This is a genomic window from Algoriphagus sp., assembly GCF_024642405.1.
In the GTDB taxonomy this organism is placed as follows: domain Bacteria; phylum Bacteroidota; class Bacteroidia; order Cytophagales; family Cyclobacteriaceae; genus Algoriphagus.
The window spans coordinates 1-10,442 of record NZ_JAHEBC010000126.1 but is presented as its reverse complement, the minus strand read 5'-3'; the positions used below and the strand labels follow the sequence as shown (position 1 = coordinate 10,442).

Here is a 10,442-nt window from a genome sequence, read left to right as displayed (position 1 = left end):
ATTAAAAGCCCAATCACTTTCCGGATCATCCCTGATAGGAATGTATTCTGGATGTTTTAGGATAAAAGATGCATGTCCAAGTCCTTGCACTAATGGTGAAATTCGAATATTTCTTGCCATTGCGTAGTCTGAAATTGCTTTCCAATCCGCAATAGAATAAGCATCTGGAGCCCCTACTTTTGGCTGAAGCTGGTAATCCAATTTATCTTCGATTTCAATGATGATCGCATTAATTTTCATAGCAGCCAATCGATCCATCAACTCATAGTAATATTCTTTTTTTTCCAAATGATGCTTGACATCCAAGTGTACCGCTCTATAGGCCAAAGCAGGTTCATCTTTAATTTCGGTAAAAGGCAAATATGCATTTTGATCGAGTGCATCTTGGGTTATCTGATCTAGTGTCATTAAACCATACCAAAGGCCTTCTTCGGTATTTGATTTAATTAATATTTGATTTCCTGAAATAGAAAGTTCATACCCTTGATTTTTAAGATTCAAATCAGAAACTAATTCCAATTGTAATCCCGAATCTTTAAATCCTTCTAACTTATCTCCAGAGGTGAATTCTTGTTTTGCTTTTTGCAAAGCAGGTTCAAGAGATGCCGGATTAATTCCGGAAGAACCATTCCAAGAAATCTGCTTTGGGAGAGGTAGCAATTGAAAGTTTGCCTCCTCGTTCAGTTTTGGATTACATGCTGTAAATGCAAGAATTGAAAATACCAGAATAAAAAGAGAACAGTTTTTCATATTGAGTCTTATTGTCGTTAATCAAAAAACCAAAAATAAATTTACTCGAAAATAGAAAAAATTATTCCTACGAGTCGTTTGATCAATAGAAAAGACTGTGATAATTTGGTTAATCCTTGCCGCTAAAGAACTAAATACATGATTGGTCTTTTTTATTGGGCATTTTTCTTTAATTTTTAGATTAAACCTGAGGTAATTAATACCATCAACCCAAAATTAACCCAGTATCTACATGCTTACCCTCATAATTATTCTAGTGGCCCTTGCTTTCATCATGGTCGCTATTGTCAAATTCGACATCCATCCATTTCTGGCACTTTTCGTAGGAGCAATATTTTATGGCCTGCTTTCAGGAATGTCCACCGAACTTATTTTAAAATCGGTATCAGATGGTTTTGGAGGAGTTTTAGGAAGTATCGGACTCCTAATTTTGTTGGGAGTCATGATCGGTACATTTCTAGAAAAAACGGGAGGCGCTTTAGTGATTGCTCAAAAAATACTCTCGTGGATTGGAGAAAAAAGAGTCACTTCTGCCATGATGTTTAGTGGATATATTCTTTCGATTCCGGTTTTTGGAGATAGCACTTTTATCATGATGAATCCCATCAGCAAATCACTTTCTCTGAAAGGGAAAGTGCCTTATGCCGCAACGACCATTGCTTTAGCGCTTGGAGCCACAGCATCTCATTCACTTGTCCCTCCTACCCCAGGCCCAATTGCTACAGCAGGTATTTATGACGCAGATTTAGGGATGGTTATTTTCTGGGGATTAATTGTCAGTTTAATTACCTTGATTCCAAGCTATATTTTCGTTAAAAACTTCGTTTCTAAAATTCCTTTAGAACCTAAATTTGCAGTCGAAGACCCAGAAAAAGAGGTAAAAAAATCTCCGACTCCTCTAAAATCATTTCTTCCTATTATAATTCCTTTGGTTTTAATTGTTTTGGCTTCTATTGCCAAATACCCAACACAACCTTTTGGAGATAATAGTTTTACCCAAGTAATTTTGTTTTTAGGAAGCCCAGTTATCGCTTTGCTTTTAGGAGCCTTTCTTTCTTTTTCTTTGCCACCAAAATTTGATAAAAAATTACTTAGTGCCAGCGGATGGATAGGTGAAGCAATTTTGATAGCTGCACCTGTCATTTTAATCACGGGGGCTGGAGGAGTATTTGGAAAAATGCTTCAAAATTCTGGAATTGGGGATTTGGTAAGCTCTAGCTTGAGTGGGGCAAGTTGGGGGATTTTTCTTCCATTCTTGATCGCCTTTTCTTTAAAAACTGCTCAGGGTTCTTCAACTGTTGCAATGATCACAACAGCATCCATTATCGCTCCTCTTTTGGCCACTTTAGGACTTGATTCTGATACAATGAGAGTGTTTGCTGTCTTGGCTACCGGAGCTGGTGCAATGGCAGTTTCGCATGCGAATGACAGTTTCTTCTGGGCAGTGACTCAGCTTTCAGGACTATCCATCAAGCAAGGGAATAAATCACATAGCTTGGGTACATTCATTATGTCAATTACTGCAATCAGCGTGATTTACCTTATCACTATCTTTCTGAATTAAGAAGATGTATTGATAAATTCCAGTAAAGTAACATGAAGAAACTATTTCTCTTTTTATATACTTTCTCAATTCTTCAAATTGGAATATCTCAAATTTTAAAGCACCCAATCCCTGATAAACTGGTAGTTCTAACTTTTGATGATGCACCGGCAAGTCACTATTCTGTCGTGGCACCCTTGCTAAAAGAATTTGGTTTTGGAGCGACATTTTATGTTTGTGAATTTCCTCCAAATTCCAAAGACAGCACTCTTTATATGAATTGGAGGCAGATTCAAGCATTAAATAAGATGGGATTTGAAGTCGCGAATCATACCCATACACATGCCAATGTCAGCAAACTGACTCAAAAAGAATTCAATTCACAGCTTGGTTACATTGAAGATAAATGTGATTCGCTGGGAATCCCAAAAACTAAGAACTTCGCCTATCCAGGATATGGTTTAAATGCCCAAGCTTTGGAATTTTTAAAGGAATTGAATTACAAAACAGCAAGAGTTGGAGGAAGCAGAGCCTATGATCCAATGACTGACCATCCCTATTTGATCCCAAGCTGGGCGACTGATGAGTCAAACAAGGATGAAATTTTTGAAGCTTTTGAAAAAGCAAAAGATGGGAATATTGTAGTTCTTACAATCCATGGGGTTCCTGATATGGAACATCCTTGGGTGAATACTCCACCATCGCTTTTCAAAGAGTATTTAGAGTACCTTAAAATGAAAAAATATAAAGTTATTTCAATGCTGGAGCTAGGGGAATATGTGGATTTTAATAATGCTTTAAAAACCATATCTCCAGACTTTTCTAAGAAACTTAGTAATTAAAAAAGGTGACCTGAATTCAGATCACCTTTTATATTCTATTCTTAATAACTAGATTTTATTATTTCAAATCAAATCTGTCAAGGTTCATTACTTTATCCCAAGCAGCTACAAAGTCATTTACAAATTTTTCACTTGAATCAGCGCATCCATAAACTTCCGCAATAGCTCTTAGCTCGGAGTTTGAACCAAAGATCAAATCAACTCTTGTACCTGACCATTTTGGTTCACCGGTTTTTCTATCACTTCCTACAAATACATTTTGTGCATCCGTGGTACCATTCCAAGTAGTATTAAGATCTAGAAGATTTACAAAGTAATCATTTGTTAAAACTCCTGGTTTATCTGTAAATACACCATGTTTCGCACCATTAAAGTTAGTGTTCAATACTCTCATTCCACCAAGTAAAACAGTCATTTCTGGAGCAGATAAAGTCATTAGTTGAGCTTTATCGACCAACATTTCTTCTGCAGAAGCTTTGTGTTTTGGAGCATAATAATTTCTGAAACCATCCGCTGCTGGCTCAAGTGCTTCAAAAGATTCAACATCAGTTTGCTCTTGAGAAGCATCCCCTCTTCCTGGAGTAAATGGAACTTTCACGTCATATCCTGCATCTTTTGCTGCTTTCTCAACCGCAGCGCAACCTGCTAGCACAATAATATCGGCAACGGAAATCTGCTTACCACCATTTTGATCAGCATTGAATGCAGTTTGGATACCTTCCAAAACTTCAAGAACCTTAGACAATTGAGCTGGATTATTTACTTCCCAATTTTTCTGAGGAGCCAATCTTACTCTTGCTCCGTTTGCACCACCTCTTTTGTCTGATCCTCTAAATGTAGAAGCTGAAGCCCAAGCGGTAGATACCAATTCAGAAACAGAAAGACCAGAAGCAAGAATTTTAGCTTTCAAATTTTTAACATCTGCTTCATCCACTAATTTGTGATTCACAGCAGGAATAGGATCTTGCCAAATCAACTCTTCACTTGGAACCTCTGGACCCAAATATCTACTAACTGGTCCCATATCTCTATGTGTCAATTTGAACCAAGCTCTTGCAAAAGCATCTGCGAATTCCTCAGGGTTTTCGTAGAAATGTCTTGAAATTTTCTCGTATTCGGGATCCATTTTCAAAGCAATGTCAGTTGTCAACATTGCTGGTGCATGTTTCTTAGATGGATCAAAAGCATCAGGAACAGTTCCTGCACCAGCCCCTCCTTTTGGAGTCCATTGGTATGCCCCTCCCGGACTTTTTGTCAATTCCCAATCATATCCAAATAGATTCTCGAAATAATTATTACTCCATTTAGTTGGGGTAGTAGTCCAAGTTACCTCAATACCACTTGTAATGGTGTCTTCAGCATTTCCTTTACCAAAAGTATTTTTCCATCCCATTCCCATTTCTTCGATGGTTGCACCTGCGGGCTCTGCTCCAACATATTTGGTAGGGTCAGCGGCACCATGAGTTTTTCCGAATGTATGACCACCTGCAATCAAAGCAACAGTTTCGTAATCATTCATAGCCATTCGGCCAAAAGTCTCACGAATATCTCTTGCAGCTCCAACTGGATCCGGCTGGCCTTTTGGTCCTTCTGGATTCACATAAATCAAACCCATGTGGGTAGCTCCTAATGGATTTTCCAGAACGCGGTCACCACTATAACGATCTTCATCGCCCATCCACTGACCTTCTGATCCCCAGTAAACATCCTCTTCTGGTTCCCATACATCCTCACGACCTCCACCAAATCCAAATGTCTTTAAGCCCATAGATTCAAGAGCGCAATTTCCTGTTAAGATCATTAAATCTGCCCATGAGAGCTTCTTACCATATTTCTGTTTGATCGGCCAAAGCAATAATCTCGCTTTATCCAAGTTTGCATTATCTGGCCAGCTATTCAAAGGAGCAAACCTTTGAGTACCGGAACCTCCTCCTCCTCTGCCGTCTTGAATTCTATAAGTTCCCGCACTGTGCCATGCCATTCTGATAAAGAATGGACCATAGTGACCAAAATCTGCAGGCCACCAATCTTGAGAAGTTTCCATCAATTCGAAGATATCCTTCTTCACTTCATTCAAATCAAGTGATTTGAATTCTTTAGCATAATCGAAAGATCCTTCCATCGGATTTGATAAAGAAGAATGCTGACGAAGGATATTAAGCTTTAATTGATTTGGCCACCAATCTCTATTTCGCATTCCTCCTCCAGCAACTTGTGCCATAGTACCACCTGTAAAAGGACATTTTCCTGCTTTGTCGTTTACGCCGTAACTATTTCCGTTTGATGAAGAATGATTATGAGGGTTATCCATATATATTAGGGTTTTAGTTTAACTTTTCTAACGTGAAGATATCAAAAATATAATTTATTAAATATAAAATTCCATAGATAAAAACTATGAGTCTTACCTGCATTCAATTTCTTTCTAAGAATCAGTAATTTAGGGAAAAAAGGCTGAAAAGGCAGGTGATTTCAAAGCCAAACTGACAAAAGTCATTCTTCTTGTTTAACTTTTAAATTTTCTCTTAAAACGGAAATTTCAAAGCCGAACCTATCATGATGAATGTCATTAGCAATTAGCATTCTATGACTCAAATACATGGATTTCTTAATAAAAAAAAGTATTTTCAGCTGGTCAAATTATTTTCATCTTCAATTAAGTTGACTGTTTTTTTCAAATAGTCTTTCACTAACTATCAACATATGTCAACTCTACTCATTATTCTAGCAATTGTTCTGGCTCTTGGGTTTTTCCTAGTAAATATTTTTAATCGTTTCGTTAAAAATAAAAATACTGTAAAAGACGCATGGAGCAATATTGACGTGGCCTTAAAAAGACGATATGACTTGATACCAAATTTGGTAGAAACTGTTAAAGGCTATGCAGCCCATGAGCAGGAAACATTAGAAAAAGTTATCCAAGCCAGGAATGCTGCCATGGCAGTACCAACAGGAGATATCAATCAACAAATCAAAGCTGAGAACGAATTACAAAAAACATTGAGGAGTATTTTTGCACTTAGCGAAGCCTATCCTGATTTAAAGGCTAACACAAATTTCCTTCAACTTCAGGATAAGCTCAATGAAATTGAAGAAAACCTAGAAAGAGCTAGGAGATATTTCAACGGAACAGTTCGGGAAAACAATACCTATGGAGAAAGCTTTCCCGGGGTTATGTTTGCGGGTATGTTTAGCTATCAGCACTTTGAATATTTTGAGGCCGAGCCTGAAAGCAGAGAAAATGTCAAAGTAGATTTCTCAAAATAGCAATCTGAATTCTTTTTTGCACCTGACCTTCAGTAAACATTTGAACTTCAATATTTTGAAAAAGGTAATTTTTCTATTTTTCCTTATCGCAATCAATTTTAACCTTTTTGGCCAAGGGTTTACTGTCAATTCCTATTCTGTTGATATCACCCTATCCAAAGAAGGTTTTTTCGATGTCATTGAAAAATATGACCTCTTTTTTGAAGTCCCAAAGCATGGGATTTACAGAGATATTCAGACTAAATATGATTTTCAAACTGCAGAGGGCATAGTTGAAAAAAGGGAAATTGAAATTACCAACATAGAGGTACCAAATTACAAGTTTGAAAAGAGTTCAAAATTTGAGCAGAGGCTGAGCGGAAATGCACAGATAAAAATAGGTGATTCTGATTTTACAATAGAAGGTCAGCAGCAATATGAAATCAGGTATCGAGTCCATAATGCATTTATCCATGAAGAAGACCAAATCCAATTTTATTGGAATTTGAAACCCATGAATTGGGATCCGGGTTTTCAGAATATTGAATTCAAAATTAGGGTTCCTGAGAATATTAATTTAGTACAGGGAGATTATTTCATTTACTCCGGTGCCTTAGGGAATACAGAAACAAGCAAAGATTTTGTTTCGGACTTTTCAAATGGAATTTATTCTGGAAAAAGTCTGGATGATTTTATTTCCTATTCAGGAGAAAGTGTCACCGTTCTTCTTAAGTTTCCTGCTAATAGTATAAAAGAAATCAAACCCTTTTGGCCTTTTTGGTCGAATTACGGCTGGTTATTTGTATTGGGGATTGTTTATATCGGTTTCTATAGAGTTTGGAAGAAACATGGAAAAGATGATCGGGTAACAACCACCACGAGCTATTATCCTCCAAAAGGCATGGATCCTGCGATGGTTGGTTTTCTCATCGATGACTCTGGTGATAATGTGGATTTGATTTCACTTATCCCTTATTGGGCTTCAAAAGGATATCTCAAAATTGAAGAGATCGATAAAAAAGGATGGTTTGCAAAAGATGATATTAAACTCATCAAACAAAACACTATTGAAGAGGATGCTCCTGAATACCAGAAACAATTGTTTCTAGGTCTTTTTTCAAAATATGGAACCCATGATGAAGTATTGATCAGTAGTCTGAAAGATAAATTTTACACTACCATGGGCAAAGCAAGGGAAGCCCTAAAAAAAGATGCGCAGATTTATTATGTGAATAAATCACGTAAAATTAAAAACTGGACGATAGGTGCCCTGATTCTTTTATTATTCGTTCTAACTCCCATACTTCTTTTCACTTGGGGGATATTAGCTGCGATTTCTTCAGTTTTTACTTGTGTTTTCCTTTTGATTATGAGTCAGTTCATGATCAAAAAGAACAAAGAAGGAAACCAAATCCTTACAGAATTGAAAGGCTTTAAATCTTTTATCAAAGTGGCAGAGGAGAACAAATTGAAAATGCTTTTAAAAGATGATCCAACTTATTTTGAAAGTACCATGAGTTATGCCCTTGCCTTTGGGCTATTTGACAAATGGGCAAAAAAATTCGATGCATTACATATTCCACCCCCTACTTGGTATACTTCCACTTCAGGAAGAATGATCACGATGAATCATTTTTCCCAATCCTTCTCTAGCACCATTAGTTCAGCACAATCCACTATGGTAAGCTCTCCATCCAGTTCGGGGAGTTCAGGTGGAGGATCATCCGGTGGAGGGTTTGGTGGCGGCGGTGGCGGTAGCTGGTAGGTATATCCTATTAATTAAAATCTTCTATTTTGATAAAAATTCTCCTGATCAACGTTCTAATTATTACCTATTTAATAGGTATTTGGACTCCGGAAAAACCAAAAATCCTGATTATCGGAGATTCTATCTCCATCGGTTATACTCCATTTGTTGAAGAGAAATTTGGTGATCAAGCAGTTGTAAAACATAATCCAGGAAATGCGCAGCATACAGGGACAGGCCTTGAAAAAATTGAAGAATGGATTGGAAATGAAGATTGGGACATTATTCAATTCAATTGGGGTTTATGGGATTTATGCTACCGGCATCCTGATTCCAAAGTGTATGGAAATAGAGATAAAGTAAATGGGACCCTTACTTTTTCTTTGGAAGAATATCAAGCAAACTTGGATTCCTTGGTTATAAAAATGCAAAAGCTATCTAATGCCAAATTAATCTTTGTCAACACTTCTTATGTTCCTGAAAATGAAGCGGGGAGATTTAAAAAGGATCCAAAAAAATATAATCGGGTTGCTAAAATCGTCATGGAAAAACACGGGGTTATTATTTATGATCTTTTCAAACCCTCTAAATCCATTCATAAAAACTATGGAATCGGAGACGACGACGTACACTATTCTCCTGAAGGATATGAGCAATTAGGCGATCTTGTCTATAAATTCCTGAAAAAAGAGCTTCAATAATCAAAGTGGCTATGAAACTAATTGATCATTGGATGGCAAAAAGTTTACTTTGAATAACTTAAAGAATAATGAAAAATAGCGTCTTTATTGCTACCAGTCTGGACGGGTTAATTGCGGGGAAGAATGATAATCTCGACTGGCTATCCACATTTCCAGAAATTGATCAAGTGGATACTGGGTATCATGAATTCACAGCAAAGATAGATGCCCTACTAATGGGGAGAAATACTTTTGAAACAGTCTGTGCTTTTGATGGAGATTGGCCTTACCAAAAACCAGTATTTGTTTTGAGCAATTCTCTTATTGAAATTCCTGAAAAATACCAAGGAAAAGCATTTTTTGTAAAGGGGACCTTAACTGAAATTCTTTCTCAAATTCATGAACAAGGATTTACTAATCTCTATATCGATGGCGGAAAAACCATCCAAAGTTTTTTGAAGGAGGATCTGATAGATGAAATGATTATCACAATCATCCCGGTATTATTGGGAGAGGGTATCCCGCTCTTTGCTAATCTCCATGAACAATTAGTGTTTAAATGTGTAAAAACCACCCTATTTTTTGATAAGGTGGTTCAAAATCATTTTGTCAGAGTCAGATAACTTACCTAGCTGTCCAACCTCCATCAACAGTAACCATAGATCCAACCATGTAATTACTGGCATCCGAAGAAAGGAAAATTGCCGCTCCCTGGATTTCTTTCAATTCTCCCCATCTCCCCAAGGCTGTTGCTCCAACGATAAACTTTTTACCTTCCTCAGTATTGGCAATGGGTTCATTCATCTCCGTTAAAAATGGTCCGGGACAAATCGCATTCACATTGATATTGAAAGGAGCAAACTCTAAACCTAAAGCACGTGTCATTTGTACCACTGCACCTTTACTGGAAGTATAGGGAGTTCGATTAGACAAACCAACTAATCCGAGCGTACTTGCCAAGTTTATAATGCTACCACTTTTAGAAGCCTTCATATACGGCGTGACTGCCCGGCAACACAACCAAGTTCCGGTTACGTTAATATCCATTACTTTTTGAAATTCCTCCAAAGTCAATTCATCAATTGCACCACGGATATTGATTCCTGCTGAGTTGATCAAAATGTCAATTCTTCCAAATGCATCCATCGCAGCTTTCGCCATAGCTATAGTCTGATCTTCTTTCACTACATCCGCTTGGAAAGCGATTGCTTTCACACCAAAAGATTCAGCAATTTCTTCAGCTGCTTTTTCACCTTCATCCAAATTTCTGCTTACCAACATAACATTGGCACCTGCACTTGCAAGTCCAGCAGCCATCGCCTGCCCCAGACCTTTTGATCCTCCGGTGATGATAGCAGACTTTCCTGACAGGTCAAAAAGTTTTATTCCTGGTAATTCACTAATACTATTGCTCATGATATTCTGATTAATTATTCATTTTTTAACCTAATCCCAATCTCTTTTCGCTGAAATCCAGACAGGCAATCACATTTTTTTCTTCGAAGGCAAGACGTTCTTCAGGAGTCAAGTTAGAAACTTCCGGAAGACCGCTTCCATAAGTACTTTCTTTTACCATTTTCAATATTTTGGCTAGCTCCAATGCTGAGGAATCTGGAAATGTTCCCCAATATGCT

The 10,442-nt window shown here is 37.4% G+C and carries 9 protein-coding genes and 1 pseudogene; 6 read left to right on the top strand and 4 right to left on the bottom strand.

The window, feature by feature from the left end; all coding sequences use genetic code 11:
- On the bottom strand, nt 1-750 hold a 750-nt coding region (locus Q0L68_RS11045; protein WP_296702920.1), incomplete at its 3' end, for a glycoside hydrolase family 20 zincin-like fold domain-containing protein.
- A 232-nt stretch (nt 751-982) separates the two neighbouring features.
- Between Q0L68_RS11045 and Q0L68_RS11040 the strand changes: the two genes are divergently transcribed.
- A complete protein-coding gene (locus tag Q0L68_RS11040) occupies nt 983-2,314 on the top strand; it encodes a GntP family permease (RefSeq protein ID WP_296702918.1) in 1,332 nt (443 codons plus the stop codon).
- A 32-nt stretch (nt 2,315-2,346) separates the two neighbouring features.
- Nucleotides 2,347-3,135, top strand: a complete 789-nt coding sequence (locus Q0L68_RS11035) for a polysaccharide deacetylase family protein (protein ID WP_296702915.1) — start codon at nt 2,347-2,349, stop codon at nt 3,133-3,135.
- A 58-nt stretch (nt 3,136-3,193) separates the two neighbouring features.
- Here the strand turns inward: Q0L68_RS11035 and katG are convergent, their stop codons facing one another.
- Nucleotides 3,194-5,446 carry a catalase/peroxidase HPI gene (katG, locus tag Q0L68_RS11030; protein WP_296702912.1) on the bottom strand — a complete coding sequence of 751 codons (2,253 nt, stop codon included), beginning with the start codon at nt 5,444-5,446 and terminating at the stop codon, nt 3,194-3,196.
- A 392-nt stretch (nt 5,447-5,838) separates the two neighbouring features.
- Between katG and Q0L68_RS11025 the strand changes: the two genes are divergently transcribed.
- From Q0L68_RS11025 to Q0L68_RS11010, 4 genes are all read left to right on the top strand, one after another.
- Complete coding sequence (locus Q0L68_RS11025; protein ID WP_296702909.1) at nt 5,839-6,402, top strand: LemA family protein; 564 nt, start codon at nt 5,839-5,841, stop codon at nt 6,400-6,402.
- 55 nt (nt 6,403-6,457) lie between these two features.
- Complete coding sequence (locus Q0L68_RS11020) at nt 6,458-8,146, top strand: DUF2207 domain-containing protein (RefSeq protein WP_296702907.1); 1,689 nt, start codon at nt 6,458-6,460, stop codon at nt 8,144-8,146.
- Between the two features lie 29 nt (nt 8,147-8,175).
- A complete protein-coding gene (locus Q0L68_RS11015) occupies nt 8,176-8,829 on the top strand; it encodes an SGNH/GDSL hydrolase family protein (RefSeq protein ID WP_296702905.1) in 654 nt (217 codons plus the stop codon).
- 68 nt (nt 8,830-8,897) lie between these two features.
- The gene (locus tag Q0L68_RS11010) at nt 8,898-9,431 is read left to right on the top strand and encodes a dihydrofolate reductase family protein (RefSeq protein WP_296702902.1); all 534 of its coding nucleotides are present in this window, start codon (nt 8,898-8,900) and stop codon (nt 9,429-9,431) included.
- 1 nt (nt 9,432) lies between these two features.
- Here the strand turns inward: Q0L68_RS11010 and Q0L68_RS11005 are convergent, their stop codons facing one another.
- Both Q0L68_RS11005 and Q0L68_RS11000 read right to left on the bottom strand, forming a co-directional pair.
- A complete protein-coding gene (locus tag Q0L68_RS11005; RefSeq protein WP_296702899.1) occupies nt 9,433-10,224 on the bottom strand; it encodes a glucose 1-dehydrogenase in 792 nt (263 codons plus the stop codon).
- Nucleotides 10,225-10,249: 25 nt separating this feature from the next.
- Nucleotides 10,250-10,442 (bottom strand): annotated as a pseudogene (locus Q0L68_RS11000) (sugar phosphate isomerase/epimerase); the annotation flags it as partial.